At 73.0% G+C, this 15,160-nt stretch carries 15 protein-coding genes; 8 read left to right on the top strand and 7 right to left on the bottom strand.

Features of this window, described 5'->3' with window-relative positions:
• Positions 1–10 precede the first annotated feature (10 nt).
• From K304_RS0115770 to K304_RS0115735, 8 genes are all read left to right on the top strand, one after another.
• On the top strand, positions 11–961 hold the full coding sequence (locus K304_RS0115770; protein ID WP_027764533.1) for an STM4015 family protein: 951 nt from the start codon (positions 11–13) through the stop codon (positions 959–961).
• Positions 942–2,081: an STM4014 family protein gene (locus K304_RS0115765; protein ID WP_027764532.1), complete on the top strand. Its 1,140-nt coding sequence runs from the start codon at positions 942–944 to the stop codon at positions 2,079–2,081. Before K304_RS0115770 ends, K304_RS0115765 begins: the two co-directional genes overlap by 20 nt.
• 64 nt (positions 2,082–2,145) lie before the next feature.
• A complete protein-coding gene (locus tag K304_RS0115760; RefSeq protein WP_199779623.1) occupies positions 2,146–2,946 on the top strand; it encodes an STM4013/SEN3800 family hydrolase in 801 nt (266 codons plus the stop codon).
• Entirely contained in the window at positions 2,946–4,340 is a 1,395-nt protein-coding gene (locus tag K304_RS0115755; protein WP_037790669.1) for an STM4012 family radical SAM protein, read from the top strand. Before K304_RS0115760 ends, K304_RS0115755 begins: the two co-directional genes overlap by 1 nt.
• Before the next feature lie 14 nt (positions 4,341–4,354).
• The gene (locus K304_RS0115750) at positions 4,355–5,239 is read left to right on the top strand and encodes an STM4011 family radical SAM protein (RefSeq protein WP_027764529.1); all 885 of its coding nucleotides are present in this window, start codon (positions 4,355–4,357) and stop codon (positions 5,237–5,239) included.
• Entirely contained in the window at positions 5,236–5,709 is a 474-nt protein-coding gene (locus tag K304_RS0115745; RefSeq protein WP_027764528.1) for a hypothetical protein, read from the top strand. Before K304_RS0115750 ends, K304_RS0115745 begins: the two co-directional genes overlap by 4 nt.
• A 47-nt stretch (positions 5,710–5,756) precedes the next feature.
• Positions 5,757–6,356: an ABATE domain-containing protein gene (locus K304_RS0115740; RefSeq protein ID WP_027764527.1), complete on the top strand. Its 600-nt coding sequence runs from the start codon at positions 5,757–5,759 to the stop codon at positions 6,354–6,356.
• A 5-nt stretch (positions 6,357–6,361) separates the two neighbouring features.
• Positions 6,362–6,778: an SRPBCC family protein gene (locus tag K304_RS0115735; RefSeq protein WP_027764526.1), complete on the top strand. Its 417-nt coding sequence runs from the start codon at positions 6,362–6,364 to the stop codon at positions 6,776–6,778.
• Between the two features lie 71 nt (positions 6,779–6,849).
• Here the strand turns inward: K304_RS0115735 and K304_RS29330 are convergent, their stop codons facing one another.
• From K304_RS29330 to K304_RS0115700, 7 genes are all read right to left on the bottom strand, one after another.
• A complete protein-coding gene (locus K304_RS29330; protein WP_051308506.1) occupies positions 6,850–8,334 on the bottom strand; it encodes an FG-GAP-like repeat-containing protein in 1,485 nt (494 codons plus the stop codon).
• A 159-nt stretch (positions 8,335–8,493) separates the two neighbouring features.
• Positions 8,494–8,952, bottom strand: coding sequence for a MarR family winged helix-turn-helix transcriptional regulator (locus tag K304_RS0115725; protein WP_027764525.1), 459 nt, complete (start codon positions 8,950–8,952; stop codon positions 8,494–8,496).
• Between the two features lie 355 nt (positions 8,953–9,307).
• On the bottom strand, positions 9,308–10,318 hold the full coding sequence (gene rarD / locus K304_RS29325; RefSeq protein WP_051308505.1) for an EamA family transporter RarD: 1,011 nt from the start codon (positions 10,316–10,318) through the stop codon (positions 9,308–9,310).
• A 133-nt stretch (positions 10,319–10,451) separates the two neighbouring features.
• Positions 10,452–11,468, bottom strand: a complete 1,017-nt coding sequence (locus K304_RS0115715; RefSeq protein ID WP_486591692.1) for a 2-oxoacid:ferredoxin oxidoreductase subunit beta — start codon at positions 11,466–11,468, stop codon at positions 10,452–10,454.
• A gap of 103 nt (positions 11,469–11,571) precedes the next feature.
• A complete protein-coding gene (locus tag K304_RS0115710) occupies positions 11,572–13,521 on the bottom strand; it encodes a 2-oxoacid:acceptor oxidoreductase subunit alpha (RefSeq protein WP_027764523.1) in 1,950 nt (649 codons plus the stop codon).
• A 145-nt stretch (positions 13,522–13,666) separates the two neighbouring features.
• Positions 13,667–14,362, bottom strand: coding sequence for a response regulator transcription factor (locus tag K304_RS0115705; RefSeq protein ID WP_037790666.1), 696 nt, complete (start codon positions 14,360–14,362; stop codon positions 13,667–13,669).
• Positions 14,363–14,512: 150 nt separating this feature from the next.
• The coding region (locus tag K304_RS0115700; protein WP_027764521.1) for a histidine kinase at positions 14,513–15,160 on the bottom strand (648 nt) is incomplete at its 5' end.

Genomic DNA, 15,160 nt, shown 5'->3' with positions numbered 1-15,160 from the left:
CGGAGACACGATGTCCGGAGTGGGGCTCATGGAAGAGCTGGGCGGTCTGCCGGTATGGGACTTCCCGGCGCCCGGCGACCGGAAGGAACTGCCCGCCGCCGACGCGGTGGCCTGGCGACTGTCGGTCGACCCGTACGGGGACGACGACGAATCGTTCCAGGAGTGCTGGGAGCGCTTCACCCGCCAGGTCGACCTGTCGGCGGTCCGCGCCCTCCTCGTCGGCGTGTGGGGTGAGTGCTACGAGAACGACTCCTCCGCCGTGGTCGGGCTGATCACCGGCGCCAAGGACCGCCTGACCTCGCTGCGCGCCTTCTTCCTCGGCGACCAGGACCAGGAGCAGAACGAGATCTCCTGGATCGAGCACGACGACGTGACGCCGCTGCTGCACGCCTTCCCCGGCCTCGAGGTGCTGGGCATACGCGGCGGCACGGGCCTGCGCTTCCCCTCCCTGCGCCACGACGCGCTGCACACGCTGATAGTCGAGACCGGCGGGCTGCCCCGCGAAGTGGTGCGGGGCATCGGCGAGAGCGACCTGCCCGCCCTGGAGCACCTCGAACTGTGGCTGGGCGACCCGAACTACGGCGGCGACACCGGGGTGGCGGACCTGGCGCCCGTCCTGAGCGGCGAGCGGCTGCCGCGCCTGCGTCACCTCGGCATCCAGAACAGCCCGATCCAGGACGAGATCGCCCCAGCGGTGGTGGCCGCACCGATCCTCGCGCGGCTCTCCTCGCTGAGCCTGTCCATGGGCGTACTCACCGACACCGGCGGCGAGGCGCTGCTCAAGGGACGCGCGGCCCTGTCCCACCTGCGGCGTCTCGACCTGCACTTCCACTTCCTCTCCGACGCGATGACCGCGGCTCTTCCTGAGGCGTTCCCGGGTGTCCGGGTGGACGTGTCCGAGCAGACGAAGCCGGACGAGTACCGGGGCGAGACCTACCGCTATGTCGCCGTCGCCGAGTAGCGGCCGCGCCACCCGGTTCGCGGTGGTGGGGAATCCGGCCAACCGCCGGGTGACGCTGTTCGCCGACGCCGTACGGGCCGCCGGCCTGCCGGCGCCGAGGGTGCTGCCGTGGGCCGACGTGCTGCGCGCGGGCGCGTCGTTCCGTGCGGGGGAGACCGTGCGCATCGACTCGCCCGGCGAGGACGCCGAGGCCGACCGGCTGCTGCGCGGTACGGCCGACGGGGCCCGGGTCGAGGGCACCGCCCGCTGGTACCGGGCCTTCACCGCGGCGGTGGACGGCATCGGCCGCGCCGCCCGGGAGGCGGGCGCCCGGTTGCTCGACGACCCGGGCGAACTGGCCGTGCTGTTCGACAAGCGGCTGTGTCACGGTGTGACGGCGGCCGCGGGCGTCACCGTGCCCGCGTCGCCCACCTCGGGGCCGCGGGCTCCCCGACCCTCCTGCTGGGAGGAGGTGCGCGGGCTGCTGGACGGCGCCGGCCTGCGACGGGCCTTCCTCAAGCCCGCGCACGGCTCGTCCGCGTCCGGCGTCGTGGCCTGGGCACGCGGCCCCGGGGGGCGCATGCAGGCCGTCACCTCCGCCGAACAGGACGGAGACGGAAGGCTGTTCAACTCGCTACGGGTGCGGACGCTGCGCACCGAGCGGGAGATCGCCCGCCTGGTCGATGTCCTCGCCCCGGACGGCCTCCACCTCGAGCAGTGGCTGCCCAAGGCCGCGCAGCACGGCCGGGCGGCGGACCTGCGGGTGGTGGTCGTCGGTGGACGCGCCACCCACGCGGTCGTCCGCACCAGTCGGCACCCGATGACGAACCTGCACCTCGGCGGGCGGCGCGGCGACCTGGCCCGCGCCCGCACGGCCGTCGAGGCTGCCGGCGGACGCTGGCGGGACGCGCTGGAGACCTGCGAGCGGGCCGCGGCCTGCTTCCCGCGCACCCTGTGCGTGGGCGTCGACCTGCTCCCGCGCACCGGCTGGCACCGCTTCGCCGTCGGCGAGGTCAACGCCTTCGGTGACCTGCTCCCCGGCCTCACCGGGTTCCCCGGCGGCGGCGCGGAGGGGCTGGACGCCTACGCGGCGCAGGTCGCCGCCGTCCGGCGCGAGGAGGCCGCCGATGCCGCCGCCTGACACCGGATCGCCGGACGCCGCGCCGCGCGACGCCGCGCCGCCGCCCGGCGGCGGCCCACCCGACATGAACGACGTGGTCGGCAGCCACAACCTGCTGCTCGTCACACTCGACACCCTGCGGTACGACGTCGCCGCCGAACTCGCCGCCTCAGGCCGCCTGCCGCACCTCGCCCGCCATCTGCCCGGCGGCCGGTGGGAGAAGCGGCACGCCCCCGGCAGCTTCACCTACGCCTCCCATCAGGCCATCTTCGCGGGATTCCTGCCCACTCCCGCGACGCCGGGCCCGCACCCGCGCCTGTTCGCCGCCGCCTTCGCCGGCAGCGAGACCACCGCACCGCACACCTGGGTCCACGACGCGCCCGACCTGGTCTCCGGACTCGCCCGGGCCGGCTACCGCACGGCGTGCATCGGCGGCACGGGATTCTTCAACAAGCGCGGCGCCCTGGGTTCGGTCCTGCCCGGCCTCTTCCAGGAGAGCCACTGGGAACCGGAGTTCGGCGTCGCCTCGCCCACCTCCTTCGAGGCGCAGGTCCAGCGGGCCGAGCGGATCGCCGCCGCCGTACCGGCGGACCGGCGACTGTTCCTCTTCGTCAACGTCGCGGCCCTCCACCAGCCGAACTGGTTCCACCTCCCCGGCGGCACAGCCGAGTCGGGCGACTCGCGCGAGAGCCACGCCGCCGCCCTGGAGTACGTCGACCGCCACATCGGACGGCTCTTCGCCGCCGTGCGCCGCCGCGGCCGGTGCTTCGCCATCGTCTGCTCCGACCACGGCACGGCCTACGGCGACGACGGCTGGACCGGCCACCGGCTCGGCCACGAGGTCGTCTGGACCGTCCCCTACGCCCACTTCTTCCTGGAACCCTGATGCTCACCACCGGCACGCCCACCCCGGCCCCCGGCCTCCGCGCCGACACCCCACCCGACCCCGTACGGCCGTACACGAGCTACGTCTACGCCTACCCGCACAAGACCGCCTACGGCCGGCTGGACCCCCGCCCCGCGCTGCACGCGGAGTGGGCCGACGAGCCGGTCGACGCCCTCTCCCTCTACCTGCACATCCCCTTCTGCGAGGTGCGCTGCGGCTTCTGCAACCTCTTCACCCGGATCGGCGCCCCCGACGGCCTGACCAACGCCTACCTGGACGCGCTGGAGCGGCAGGCCGGTGCGGTGCGCGAGGCGCTGGGCGACCGGCCGGTCCGGTTCGCCGCCGCCGCGTTCGGCGGCGGCACGCCCACCTTCCTCACCGCCGCCGAACTGGACCGGCTCTGCGACCTCGCCGAGCGCCGTACGGGCGTCCGCCTGGCCGATCCGGACGTGCCGCTCTCCGTGGAGGCCTCCCCCTCGACCGTCACCGCGGACCGGCTGGCCGTGCTGGAGGCGCGCGGCACCACTCGCCTGTCCCTCGGGGTGCAGAGCTTCGACCCGTCCGAGGCCCGGGCAGCCGTACGGCCCCAGCGGCGTGCCGACGTGGACGCGGCGCTGGAGCGGATACGCCGCACCCGCATCCCCGTGCTCAACATCGACCTGATCTACGGCATCGACGGGCAGACCGAGCAGAGCTGGACGCACTCGCTGGACGCCGCGCTCGCCTGGCGGCCCGAGGAGCTGTACCTCTACCCCTTGTACGTGCGCCCCCTCACCGGCCTCGGCCGCGCCGGGCGCGCCGGGGAGACGGACCCGGAGTGGGACGAGCGCCGGCTGCGCCTGTACCGGCACGGCCGGGACCACCTCCTCGCCCACGGATACCAACAGGTCTCGATGCGGATGTTCCGCCGCGCCGACGCCCCGGACACGGGGACCGGCGACCACGCCTGCCAGACAGACGGCATGGTCGGCCTCGGCTGCGGTGCCCGGTCCTACACCTCCGGCCTGCACTACTCCTTCGACTACGCGGTCGACATGCGGGAGATCCGCACCCTGGTCGACGACTACGTGGGGCGCCGCGCCGCCGACTTCGCGTACGCCGAGTACGGCCGGCGCATCGACGAGGACGAGGCGCGCCGCCGTCACCTCCTCCAGTCGCTGCTGCAGGCCGACGGACTGCACCTGCCCGCCTACGCCGAGCGGTTCGGGGCACCGCCGCACGACCACTTCCCCCGCGAACTGGCCGCGTTCGCCGCCCGCGGCTGGCTGGACGACACGGCACCGGTGACGCGGCTGCGGCTGTCCGCCGAGGGTCTGGCCCACTCCGACGCGCTCGGTCCGATGCTCTTCTCACCCGCCGTCCGCGCGGCCATGGCCGCCTACTCCGCCAAGTGACCGCGGAGCCGTCCATGGATCTGACGCTGCTCTACCGGGGCCCGCTCGCCTCGTGCGACTACGACTGCCCCTACTGCCCGTTCGCCAAGCGGCGCGACAGCCGCGCCCAGCTCGACGCCGACCGCGCCGCCCTGGAACGGTTCACCGCCTGGGCGGCGGCCCAGGACGGCGACCGGCTCTCGGTGCTGTTCACCCCGTGGGGCGAGGGTCTGGTGCGCTCCTGGTACCGGCGCGCCCTGGTCGCCCTCTCCCGGATGCCGCACGTGGCCCGGGTGGCGATCCAGACCAACCTCAGCTGCCGCACCGGATGGCTCGACGACGCCGACCCGGCCACCCTCGCCCTGTGGTGCACCTACCACCCCGGCCAGACCCCGTACGACCGGTTCCTGGCCAGGTGCCGCGAACTCGCGGCGCGCGGAGTCCGGTTCAGTGTCGGCGTCGTCGGCCTGCCCGCGCACCTGCCGCACGCGCGCCGGCTCCGCGCGGACCTGCCCGGCCACGTCTACCTGTGGGTCAACGCCGCCGAAGGACACACCTACACCGACGCGGAGGCCGCCGTGTGGACGGGGATCGACCCGCTCTTCGGCTACAGCCGCACCCCGCACCGCAGCGCCGGACTGCCCTGCCGTACGGGCGAGTCGGTCGTCTCCGTGGACGGCGAGGGCACCGTGCGCCGCTGCCACTTCGTGCCCGACGTCCTCGGCAACCTCTACGACGGCACCTACCGCGCCGCGCTCCGCCCCCGCACCTGCCCGCTGGCCGTCTGCGACTGCCACATCGGCTACGTCCACCTCGCCTCCCTCCCCCTGTACGACACCTTCGCCGGCGGCGTCCTCGAACGCGTCCCCACCCCGGCGGCTCTCACCCTCCCGCCCCGCGCCCCCGGAGCCGCCCGATGACCCGCACGTCCTTCGCCTTCCGCCGCAGCGGCGCCGTCGCCCTCCTGCTCCTCGCGGCGACCGGGTGCAGCCTCGGCCTGTCCCTCCCGACCGAGCCCGTGACGGCGGACCAGGCGGTGGGCCGGTGGAAGGCAGCCGACTGCAAAGCCTCGCTGGACGTCGCGCGTGACGGCGTCGTGCTGTTCGCGAACTTCCCGTACAAGGACGTGTGGAGCGACGACGACCGCGTACACCGCATGTCCGGGGAGGGCACGTGGACGCTCGACGAAGACCTGGACGGTTCGCCGACCTTCGACTTCAAGGTCGACCGGGGAACCCGGCCCCTGCAGTTCGCCGTCCGGGACGACGACGGAGAGCTGGTGATGCTCCACCTCGTCGGCGACCCGGACAACTGGGACGAGCGGTGCGTCTTCACGCGGCGCGGCGACCTGCCGACGGGTGACGGTGCCGGTGACGGACCCGTCCGGTAGGTACCGCGGACCTCGCCGGACGACCGGTAACCATCTATACTGGTTACATGCATGCCGTCGGCGCAGGACTCACGCTCCGGACCCCCGAAGGAATGCCGTATCTCTTCGACCCCGGGGCTCTGTGCCTGGAACTGCTGCCCACCGGCGGCCCGGGTGCGTTCGCCCGCTGGGAGGTGCTGCACCGGCCGGAGGACCTGGCCGCCTGGGCGGCCCGCAGCAGGCTCACGCCCCCACCCGCGCCCGACGGCCTCACCGACGGCGACGTCACCGCCGCCCGCGCCCTCCGCAACGCACTCCTGCGGCTCGCCCAGGCCCGCGCCCACGGCCGAGCGGCGCCGCCCGCCGACCTGGAGACCGTCAACGCCGCGGCCGCCGCACCGCCACTCGCCCCCGCCCTGGCCGGGGACGGCACGCGCCGCTGGGCCGCCCCCGTCACCGGCGAGGCCCTGCTGTCCACCGTCGCCCGCGACGCCGTCGACCTGCTCTCCGGCCCGCACGCCGACCGCATCCGCGAGTGCGGGGCCGGCGACTGCTTCCTTCTGTTCGTCGACACCTCACGGCCCGGCCGCCGCCGCTGGTGCTCGATGCGCAACTGCGGCAACCGCCACAAGGTGCGGGCTCACCGCGCCCGCCACGACGAGGAGTGAGCACCATGCCCACCGGACTCACCCGGGACGCCGGCTGGCAGATCGGCGTCTCGAAGACCCTCCCCCTGCCGCCGGAGGCGGTGTGGGACTTCCTCACCTGCGACGAGGGCCTCGCCCTCTGGCTGGGCCCGGGCGCGCGGCTGCCCCGCGACAAGGGTGCGGCCTACGAGACACCCGACGGCGTCCGCGGCGAACTGCGCAGCCTCCGGCCCGCCGACCGGGTCCGCCTCACCTGGCGCCCGCCCGGCTGGGCACACGACACCACCCTCCAGGTCGCCGTCTCGCCCGCCCCCGGCACGGCCGGCGCCCGCACGGTGCTCCGCTTCCACCAGGAGCACCTCGCCGACGCGGTCGAACGCGAACGGCAGCGCGCCCACTGGCGCTCCGTGATGGACGCCGTCACCGACGCCCTCACCGGCTGAACCGGTTCCCCGGAACGGCGACGGCCCGCCGCACGGACGCGTGCGGCGGGCCGTTCAGGAGCCGTGCGGTGTCACTCGTACTGCCACAGCGGCGCGTACGAGGTACCGGACAGCCGCAGGCCGAGCCCCGCCTCGGGCACGGAGCCGCCGAGCACCGCCGGGCCGAACGACCGCACCCCGTCGGTCGTCAGGCCCGCCGGGCTGCCGGGGAAGGACCAGACGGCGCCGCTGCCGTCGTTCTCGTCCGGCGCCGTGACGGCCAGGTCCGCGAAGCCGTCGCCGTCGAAGTCCCGCAGCCGCACCGCACCCCCGAACCGGTCGCCGGCCTCCGCCGCCCCGGGCACACCGGCGAAGCTCTGGCTCATCGCCTGCGCCCCCTGGCCGCTCAGGCCCTTCGGCCCGCCCTTGAGCACGACGAACGAGCCTGCGGAGTCCAGGTCGCCGATGTCCTCGTACGGCACCCCCGCCGCGAGGTCGGCGAAACCGTCGCCGTCCACGTCGCCGGCGGTCAGGGTGCCGCCGAACTGGTCCTCCTCCTCGTTCGCGCCGGGCACGCCCGGGGTCGCCTGGGTGAAGGACGCAGTGCGCGCGCCCGGCCCGTCGGGACCGCCGTACATCACCTTCACGGTGCCGGAGTCCCAGGGCAGGTTCTCCACCACACCGCCCGGCACCTCGCGATAGGCCAGGTCGCCGTAGCCGTCACCGTCGAAGTCGGCGACGTCGCCCGTCGCTCCCTTGGGGAGCCGCCGCTCATACGTCAGCCCGCCCGGCCCGCCCGAGAAGAGCTCGCCCGGTTCGGCCATCTCCTCGAACGAACGGAAGGCCGCCACGTCGTCGGCACCGTCGCCGTTCATGTCCCCCGCGACGATGCTGAGCGCGCCCTCCAGCTCCACCTGCTGCTCGCGCGCCCACCGCCCGTCCCGGCCGAACGGGCCGTGCAGCACGCTGTAGCCGTCCCCGGCACGGTAGGTCAGCAGGTCGGCGTGGCCGTCGCCGTCGAAGTCGCCGCCCGTCAGGTGGGTGCCGACGCCCCAGTCACCCTCCTCCGCGGCGATCAGCACCGCGCCCTCGCCGGTGACACCGTCCGAAGACCCCCAGAGCAGGGTCACCGAGCCGCCCCCGCGCTCGCTGGTCTCCCCCGTGCTCGAAACGGCGAGGTCGGTGTACCCGTCGCCGTCCAGGTCGCGCGCTTCGAGAACCGCGCCGAACCAGTCGCCCGTCTCCGGTTCGCCGGGGACACCGGGCGTGGCCTGGTCGATCACCGTCGCCGTGGCCGGGTCCGGGCCCGTGGCCGACCCGTACACCACGGCGACGTACCCGGTGTTCTCCGCGTGACGAAGGGCCGCCACAGCGAGGTCCTCGAAGCCGTCCCCGTTGAAGTCCTCGCGCACCTCCCGGGACGGTGCGGACCCCGTCGCGGGGACCGAGGGGCCCGGATCGGCCGCAGGCCCCCCGGGCCGGGCGGGCGCGGCCTGCGCCGGCTGAAAGCCGGCTGTGACGGCCAGTACCGCGACGGCGCACGCGAGGCCGCGCGCGGCGGTGTGACGACGGGACATGCGTTCTCCTCGGAGTCGGGGCCCGGCTGGTCAGTCCGGGCGTGTGCCCATCCGTAACCACCTGGACCCACGACGGCCCGCCCCGGTTGTACGCCGCCCACCCGCCCCGCCCGAACCGTCACACCCCCTTCACGCCTCCACCCCTGGGGTGGCCGCGCATTAGTGGTGCCAAGCGTGTCCGCCCGTGTTGCGGATGAACCGCTGCAACACCTTGAGGGTGGTCAGGTACTCCTCGTCGGAGATCCCCGCGTGCCGTTCCGCCCAGAGTTCGCCCTGCAGGGCGGCGGCCTTGTCGAAGAACGTCCGGCCCTCAGCCGTGATGCTCAGCTGCCCCTCCGCATCCTCCGTGATCCAGCCCTGGGTGATGATCGTGTCGATCTCCGAGTCCATGGCCTCCCGGCCGGTGTCGAGGTACCCCCGGAGGAGGCTGGACACCTCGTCACGAGTCTTGGCGGCTTCGGCGTTCGCCACCTGCGCGAGGGCCCACCACTGCGGCTGGGTGATGCCGATCCCGGCCAGAGCGGCCCGGGTGCGCGCGATGACGGCCTTGTGGGCCGCCCAACTCCAGTAGCCGATGGGCTGCTTGATCAGGTCGGTGTCGCTGTGTGAGTACTCCATGAGACGACCGTAGAAGTTCAACATGACTTCAAATCAAGCCTCACTTCCTCACCCTTCCCAGCGACGCGAGGGCAGGGCCACGCCCCGACCCCCGTCCCCTCCCTCTCAAGGGCGCGGGGGTGGGCGGGGAGCCGCGACGGACGTGAGGGGGCGTGGGCGGAGGGCAGGGCCGATGCGCCCGGAAACACTTGCCCGTGATGTGTGGGCCGCGAAATGAAGGTCCAACCTCCGACATCGCCGAGAACGCGGCCCGTAAATCATGGGTTTCCGGGTCGTCGGCCCGGACCGCAGCCCACGCCCCCGACCCACACCCACACTCACCAGCCACCGCGAACAGCCCCAAACGGCCCCGGCGTCAGCCCCGCCCCGGTCCCCGCCGCCCCTCGCCGCAGGCCGCGAGCGGCTCCGCCCCCGCCCCCGCCGCCTGCCGCGCGGCCCTTGCCCCCGCCCCCGCACCGCGCACCTCGCGCAGCGCCCGCCGCCCCCGGCGGGCGGCCCGCAGCGCGTCCCAGGTGAGCAGAGCCAGCGCGGCCCACACCAGCAGGAAGCCGGTCAGCCGCTCCGGCGGCATCGGCTCATGGAACACGGTCACCCCGAGTACGAACATGAACGCTGGCGCCGTGTACTGCAGCAGCCCGATCGTGGACAGCGGCAGCCGAACGGCCGCGTTGCCGAAGAGGATCAGCGGCACGGCGGTGGCCAGTCCGGACAGTGCGAGGAGCGCGGCGTGGCCGGGGCCCTCCGTGGTGAAGCTGGCCTGGCCTTGTGCGGCGAGGTAGATCAGGAAGCCGAGCGCGGGCAGGAACTGCAGGGCCGTCTCGGCGCTGAAGCTCTCCACTCCCTCCAGTTTCACGTGCTTCTTGACCAGCCCGTAGGTGGCGAAGCTGAACGCCATGGTGATGGACAGCCACGGCACCTGGCCGTAGCCGACGGAGAGCGCGCCCACGGCGATCGCGCCGATGCCGACGGCCGTCCACTGCGCGGGACGCAGGCGTTCACGGAGCAGGAGGACGCCGAAGGCGATGGAGACCAGCGGGTTGATGAAGTAGCCCAGCGAGGCCTCCAGGACGCGCTCCTGGGTGACCGACCAGATGAACATGCCCCAGTTCAGGGAGATGAAGATCGCGGCGAGCAGCAGCAGTCCCAGCGTGCGGGGCTGCCGCACCAGGGCGCGTATCCACGTCCAGCGGCGCAGCGCGGCGAGCAGCAGCAGCGCGGTGGGCAGCGACCACACCATGCGGTGCGCGAGCACTTCCGTCGCGCCGGTGGACTTGAGGAGGTGCCAGTAGAGCGGAAGGAGCCCCCACAGGCCGTACGCGGCGATTCCGTAGACCAGACCGCCGCGGGTCTCGCTCGACGACGACATGGGGCACACCTCCGGGAGAAACGATTCGTCGAAGGTAACGCCGAGGGACCCCGCCTGTCATTCCCGTTTTCGCGTAACGGTCATGACACGCGGGGTCCCGTCGAGACTGCGGAGCTGCGGCCCGCCGGCCGGGTCAGCCGACGACCGTCCAGGTGTCCCTGCCGGAGAGCAGCGCACCGAGGTCGCCCTTGCCGTTCTGCTCGACGGCGGCCTCCAACTGCTCCTCCATCTCCTGTTCGTAGACCGGCCGGCGCACGTTGCGGAGCACGCCGATCGGTGTGTGGTGCAGCGTGTCCGGATCGGCCAGCCGGGAGAGGGCGAAGGCCGTGGTGGGCGACTCGGCGTGCGCGTCGTGCACCAGCACGCCGTCCGTTCCCGCCTCGGTGACGTCCACGATCCGCAGGTCGCCGGTCGCCGGGTCGCGCACGACGCCCTTCGCGCCGAGGCCGTCCTCCGCCGGGGTGCCGAAACGGATCGGCTGTCCGTGCTCGAGCCGGACCACCGCCTCCAGGGCCTGCTTCTTGTCCTTCAGTACCTCGAAGGCGCCGTCGTTGAAGATGTTGCAGTTCTGGTAGATCTCCACCAGTGCGGTGCCCGGGTGGTCGGCGGCCTGCCGCAGCACCTCGGTGAGGTGCTTGCGGTCTGAGTCGACCGTGCGGGCCACGAACGACGCCTCGGCGCCGATCGCCAGCGACACCGGGTTGAACGGCGCCTCGAGCGAGCCCATAGGGGTGGACTTGGTGATCTTCCCGGCCTCGGAGGTCGGGCTGTACTGCCCCTTGGTCAGACCGTAGATCCGGTTGTTGAACAGCAGGATCTTGAGGTTCACGTTGCGGCGCAGCGCGTGGATGAGGTGGTTGCCGCCGATGGACAGCGCGTCGCCGTCACCGGTGACGACCCAGACCGACAGGTCGCGCCGCGCGGCCGCGAGACCGGTGGCGATGGCCGGAGCGCGGCCGTGGATGGAGTGCATCCCGTAGGTGTTCATGTAGTACGGGAAGCGCGAGGAGCAGCCGATGCCGGAGACGAAGCAGATGTTCTCCTTCGCCAGCCCCAGCTCCGGCATGAATCCCTGTACGGCGGCGAGCACGGCGTAGTCACCGCAGCCGGGGCACCAGCGGACCTCCTGGTCGGACTTGAAGTCCTTCATGGACTGCTTGGCCTCGGCCTTCGGCACCAGGGAGAGCAGGGGGTTTCCGGGGTGGCTCCCCTGGTGGTTCTCCCCGGCCTCCGGGGCCGCGGTGAGCTGCTGCTCAGGCATTTCCGATGGCCTCCTTGAAGACGTCCGCCAGCTGTTCGGCCTTGAAGGGCAGGCCGCGGACCTGGGTGTAGGACTGCGCGTCGACCAGGTACTTCGCGCGGAGCAGGGCGGTGAGCTGGCCGAGGTTCATCTCGGGGACGATCACCTTGTCGTACCGGCGCAAGACCTCGCCGAGGTTCTTCGGGAAGGGGTTGAGGTACCGCAGGTGGGCCTGCGCGATCCGGCCCTCGTCCCGCCGCACGCGCCGCACGCCGGCGGTGATGGGGCCGTACGTCGAGCCCCAGCCGAGCACCAGCACGCGCGCCGGGCCGTCGGTGGCGTCGGTCGTCGGGTCGTCCACGACCAGGTCGGGGACCTCGACGCCGTCCACCTTGGCCTGGCGGGTGCGCACCATGCGGTCGTGGTTCTCGGGGTCGTAGGAGATGTTGCCGGAGCCGTCGGCCTTCTCGATGCCGCCGATCCGGTGCTCCAGGCCGGGCGTGCCGGGCACCGCCCAGGGGCGGGCGAGCGTGTGCGGGTCGCGCTTGTACGGCCAGAACACCTCGGTGCCGTCCGCCAGTTCGTGGTTCGGCGTGGTGGCGAACTGGGTGCGCAGGTCCGGGAGCTCGTCCGGCTCCGGCACCCGCCACGGCTCGGAGCCGTTGGCGAGGTAGCCGTCGGACAGCAGGAAGACCGGGGTCCGGTAGGTCAGCGCGATGCGCGCCGCGTCCAGCGCCGCGGTGAAGCAGTCGGCCGGGGTCGCAGGGGCGACGATCGGCACCGGCGCCTCGCCGTTCCGCCCGTACATCGCCTGGAGCAGGTCGGCCTGCTCGGTCTTGGTCGGCAGACCCGTCGAGGGCCCGCCGCGCTGCACGTCCACGATCAGCAGCGGCAGCTCCAGCGACACCGCGAGGCCGATCGTCTCGGACTTCAGCGCCACGCCGGGGCCGGAGGTGGTGGTCACGCCCAGCGAACCGCCGAAGGCCGCACCCAGGGCCGCGCCGATCGCGGCGATCTCGTCCTCGGCCTGGAAGGTGCGCACGCCGAAGTTCTTGTGCTTGGACAGCTCGTGCAGCAGGTCCGAGGCCGGAGTGATGGGGTACGAGCCCAGGAACAGCGGGAGGTCCGCCTGCTGAGACGCGGCGACCAGTCCGTAGGACAGCGCCAGGTTCCCGGAGATGTTCCGGTAGGTGCCGGCGGGGAACGCCGAGGTGGCCGGGGCCACCTCGTAGGAGACCGCGAAGTCCTCGGTGGTCTCGCCGAAGTTCCAGCCCGCGCGGAAGGCGGCGACGTTCGCCTCCGCCAGATCCGGCCGCTTGGCGAACTTGGTGCGCAGGAACTTCTCGGTCGACTCCGTCGGCCGGTTGTACATCCAGGACAGCAGCCCGAGCGCGAACATGTTCTTCGAGCGACCGGCGTCCTTGCGCGACAGGTCGTAGCTCTTCAGCGCCTCGACGGTGAGCGTGGTCAGCGGCACCGGGTGCACGCTGTACCCGTCCATCGAGCCGTCCTCCAGCGGCGAGGCCTCGTAGCCGACCTTGGCCATCGCGCGCTTGGTGAACTCGTCGGTGTTGACGATCACCTCCGCGCCGCGCGGCACGTCGCCGAGGTTCGCCTTCAGCGCCGCCGGGTTCATCGCGACCAGCACGTTCGGCGCGTCGCCCGGGGTGAGGATGTCGTGGTCCGCGAAGTGCAGCTGGAAGCTGGAGACGCCCGGCAGGGTGCCGGCGGGGGCGCGGATCTCGGCGGGGAAGTTCGGGAGCGTGGAGAGGTCGTTGCCGAACGAGGCGGTCTCCGAGGTGAACCGGTCACCCGTGAGCTGCATGCCGTCGCCGGAGTCACCCGCGAACCGGATGATCACCCGGTCCAGTCGGCGGACCTCCTTCACGGTCTCCGCCCCGGCCGGGGACGGCTGTCCGGCGCCGGTCTCTGCGCCGGCTGGACTGTTGACCTGACTGGTCACGGATTCGGACCTCCCTCGAGGCTGCGGCTCGTCGACATCGTACGTGGGTAAGGTTCGCCTTCCTTGCCCCGGCCACATAGTGGAACGGATTCTGAGACAAACAACAGATTCACCGGGGACGGGATTCCCCAGCGCCCTTTCTGACCTAGGAATTCAGGTAACGGAGAACCGCCAGCACCCTCCGGTGATCTCCGTCACTCGGGGAGAGTCCGAGCTTCATGAAGATGTTGCTGACGTGCTTCTCCACCGCGCCGTGGCTGACGACGAGCTGCGCGGCGACCGCCGAGTTCGTCCGCCCCTCCGCCATCAGGCCCAGCACCTCGCGCTCCCGCGGCGTCAGCCCGGCCAGCGCGTCCTGCTTGCGGCTGCGGCCCAGGAGCTGCGCCACCACCTCCGGGTCCAGCGCCGTGCCGCCCCGCGCCACCCGGACGACCGCGTCGACGAACTCGCGGACGTCCGCCACCCGGTCCTTCAGCAGATAGCCCACCCCGTGACTGGAGCCGGCCAGCAGCTCGGTCGCGTACTGCTCCTCCACGTACTGCGACAGCACCAGCACCCCCAGGTCCGGGTACGCCCGGCGCAGCGCCACCGCCGCCCGCACCCCCTCGTCGGTGTGCGTCGGCGGCATCCGCACGTCCGCCACCACCACGTCCGGCAGCCCGCCGGACCCGCTCCCGCCCCCCGAATCGTCCGAGGCCAGCTCGTCGATCGTCTTGACCAGCGCTTCCGCGTCGCCGACGCCCGCGACCACCTCGTGGCCACGGTCGGTGAGCAGTCGGGTCAGCCCCTCCCGCAGCAGCACCGAGTCCTCGGCGATGACGACACGCACCCTGTCCTCCATATGGCTCCCCGGCCCCCACCCGCGCCGGGCGCATCCCGGCGGTTCCAGTATCCCAGCGGGCCTCCTCGCCGGGGGGACGCCGTCGTGCTCCGGAAGGGTTGCGCACGCGGGCCGTACGAGGGCGCGGACCACGCGTTCCCGCAGGGCGCCTCAGCGGGGCGCCGGGTCCGGGTCCGGGTCCCGCCAGGGCAGCTCGGCGGTGACGGTGGTCGGTCCGCCCGCGGGGGAGTCGACGACGAGCAGTCCGTCGACGGCGTCCAGCCGTTCCGCCAGCCCCGCCAGTCCCGACCCGGGGGACGCCTGTGCGCCGCCCCTGCCGTCGTCGGTCACCTGGAGCAGCAGCCGGTCCGCCGTGCACCACACGTCGACGACCGCGTGCTCGGCGCCGGCGTGCTTTCCGATGTTCTGCAGAAGTTCCGACACTGTGAAGTAGGTGATCCCCTCGATCGCCGGAGCGGGGCGGGCCGTACCGAGGTCCACCGTGAGGGTGACGGGGACGGTGCAGCGTCGGGAGAGGGTGGTGAGGGCGGGGCCGAGGCCGCGGTCGGTGAGGATGGCGGGGTGGATGCCGCGGGCGAGGTCGCGCAGCTCCTGGAGGGCGAGTTTCACTTCGCCGTGTGCGTCGCCGACCATTTTCGCCGCGGCTTCGGGGTCCTCCAGGAGTTTCTCCTTGGCGAGGCCGAGTTCCATGGCGAGGGAGACCAGGCGGGCCTGGGCGCCGTCGTGCAGGTCGCGTTCGATGCGGCGCAGGTCGGCGGCGGCGGTGTCGACCACCACCCCCCGGTCCGACTCCAGTTC

Source organism: Streptomyces sp. CNS606 (assembly GCF_000426325.1).
Note: the sequence above shows the minus strand (reverse complement) of the source record. Positions and strands in the feature narration are given on the sequence as shown.

Coding starts and splice junctions, on each gene's coding strand:
- K304_RS0115770 (WP_027764533.1), top strand. CDS start 11: ATGTCCGGAGTGGGGCTCATGGAAGAGCTGGGCGGTCTGCCGGTATGG.
- K304_RS0115765 (WP_027764532.1), top strand. CDS start 942: ATGTCGCCGTCGCCGAGTAGCGGCCGCGCCACCCGGTTCGCGGTGGTG.
- K304_RS0115760 (WP_199779623.1), top strand. CDS start 2,146: ATGAACGACGTGGTCGGCAGCCACAACCTGCTGCTCGTCACACTCGAC.
- K304_RS0115755 (WP_037790669.1), top strand. CDS start 2,946: ATGCTCACCACCGGCACGCCCACCCCGGCCCCCGGCCTCCGCGCCGAC.
- K304_RS0115750 (WP_027764529.1), top strand. CDS start 4,355: ATGGATCTGACGCTGCTCTACCGGGGCCCGCTCGCCTCGTGCGACTAC.
- K304_RS0115745 (WP_027764528.1), top strand. CDS start 5,236: ATGACCCGCACGTCCTTCGCCTTCCGCCGCAGCGGCGCCGTCGCCCTC.
- K304_RS0115740 (WP_027764527.1), top strand. CDS start 5,757: ATGCATGCCGTCGGCGCAGGACTCACGCTCCGGACCCCCGAAGGAATG.
- K304_RS0115735 (WP_027764526.1), top strand. CDS start 6,362: ATGCCCACCGGACTCACCCGGGACGCCGGCTGGCAGATCGGCGTCTCG.
- K304_RS29330 (WP_051308506.1), bottom strand. CDS start 8,334: ATGTCCCGTCGTCACACCGCCGCGCGCGGCCTCGCGTGCGCCGTCGCG.
- K304_RS0115725 (WP_027764525.1), bottom strand. CDS start 8,952: ATGGAGTACTCACACAGCGACACCGACCTGATCAAGCAGCCCATCGGC.
- rarD (WP_051308505.1), bottom strand. CDS start 10,318: ATGTCGTCGTCGAGCGAGACCCGCGGCGGTCTGGTCTACGGAATCGCC.
- K304_RS0115715 (WP_486591692.1), bottom strand. CDS start 11,468: ATGAAGGACTTCAAGTCCGACCAGGAGGTCCGCTGGTGCCCCGGCTGC.
- K304_RS0115705 (WP_037790666.1), bottom strand. CDS start 14,362: ATGGAGGACAGGGTGCGTGTCGTCATCGCCGAGGACTCGGTGCTGCTG.